General features: G+C 66.6%; 5 protein-coding genes. 1 reads left to right on the plus strand and 4 read right to left on the minus strand.

The genetic code is table 11. The annotated features are described in order from the left end of the window. The 4 genes from ON39_RS33990 to ON39_RS34005 all read right to left on the minus strand — a co-directional run. A partial coding sequence (locus tag ON39_RS33990; protein WP_157195548.1) for a LysE family translocator occupies positions 1-328 on the minus strand: 328 nt, incomplete at its 3' end. Between the two features lie 75 nt (positions 329-403). Further along, complete coding sequence (locus ON39_RS33995) at positions 404-601, minus strand: hypothetical protein (RefSeq protein WP_246003013.1); 198 nt, start codon at positions 599-601, stop codon at positions 404-406. A 52-nt stretch (positions 602-653) separates the two neighbouring features. Further along, positions 654-968: a type II toxin-antitoxin system PemK/MazF family toxin gene (locus tag ON39_RS34000; RefSeq protein WP_085998311.1), complete on the minus strand. Its 315-nt coding sequence runs from the start codon at positions 966-968 to the stop codon at positions 654-656. Then, entirely contained in the window at positions 965-1,171 is a 207-nt protein-coding gene (locus ON39_RS34005) for a hypothetical protein (RefSeq protein WP_040740371.1), read from the minus strand. Before ON39_RS34005 ends, ON39_RS34000 begins: the two co-directional genes overlap by 4 nt. Positions 1,172-1,269: 98 nt before the next feature. Between ON39_RS34005 and ON39_RS51570 the strand changes: the two genes are divergently transcribed. Beyond that, the coding region (locus ON39_RS51570) for a DUF3417 domain-containing protein (protein ID WP_174412602.1) at positions 1,270-1,391 on the plus strand (122 nt) is incomplete at its 3' end.

The following is a 1,391-nucleotide window of genomic DNA, read 5'->3' on the forward strand; positions in this document are numbered from 1 at the left end:
GCATCTTCGTCATGGCGCCGCCGAACTCGTCGTCTCCCCGCGCCCCACGCCACGCCTGCACGCCGAGCCAGATCAGCACCAGCGCGCCCACCACATGCATCGCGGTATTCAGGTACCGATTCGCGACCAGCAGCACCGACAGGCCCGCCCCACCCGCGATATTCCAGCCCAGCACCCCGATCTCGTTCCCCGCGACCGCGGCTAATCCCGCCGTGCGGCCGTCCCGCACGGAACGCTGAAGGAATAGAGCCGTCGCCGGTCCCGGCAGTGCGGCCAGGATCAAGGATGCGAGCAGGAATTGGGGAAGAACGGCGACCCAGTGCGGCATCCGTCGATGCTGGCACGCGGATCGACCGGTCCGCCATCAGTTTTGGAGGTGCCGGCTGACGGGCCTAGAGCACGCTCACCATGCGTCAGGCGCGGCATTGAGGTCTTCGCCTCTCCGCGCGAGTGCGTCGATACGGCATCGAGCCAGCCATTCCTCACGATCGAGTAGGCGGAGCGCGCGGCGGATGACGTCGACGGCGTCCTCGCCTTCGCGGCGAGAGCCGTTGATGGTCCGTTCGTCGTCAGCGGTCGGGCGGAAGGTGATCGTTGCCACGAGGTGAATGTAGTCCGGACTCCCCGTTATAGCGACGGGCAATCGCGCCGAGTCAGTCGAGGCCGATGTATCGGGTGATGGCCGCGTCGAGCCGGGTCATCTCCTCCCGGGAAAGGTAGCCGATCGGCTCACCCTCGAGGTAGTCGATGTCGATCGATCTGATCTGCTCGACCAGCAAACGCGTTGCCACGCCGTCGATCTCGACTTCTACGCGTGACGGTGCCGACGCGGCGCTGGTGGAGGTCGGAACGATGGTGACGAGGTTCCAGTTGGTACGAGACAGGATGACCCCGTAGCGGTGGCCGCGTTGCTCGTGCCCGCGCTCGGCCTCGCCGAGGTCGACTCGGTGGACCAGCCCCCGGATCACCAGGCGTCCGGTTCGTCGGCAAGGTTCTCGCCGCTGGCCACGATGCGATCGGCGGCGTTTTGCATTTCTTCGTGCCACCGTTCGCGTTCGAGCACGCGTAGCGCCCGGCGCAGAACGTCGGACGCGGTTTCGCCCGGCTCGGCCAGTTGCTGAACCAGCTCGCGGTCGGCGTCGGTGGCGCGGAAGGCGATAGTGCTGCTCATGGTCCTAGTTTAACAAATGTCAAACGTGCGTGCCGACCCATTATGCCTTGCCACCGCCCGGGCGGCCGACGACCGAAACGTTCGGTAGGGTTCGCGGGGTGAAGGCACTTCGCAGGTTCACCGTCCGTGCCCATCTGCCCGAGCGGCTGGCCGCGCTCGGCGAGCTCGCCACGAATCTGCGGTGGTCGTGGCACCCGCCGACGCAGGATCTGTTCGCGGA

This window comes from Nocardia tenerifensis NBRC 101015 (assembly GCF_000308715.1).
Lineage (GTDB): Bacteria > Actinomycetota > Actinomycetes > Mycobacteriales > Mycobacteriaceae > Nocardia > Nocardia tenerifensis.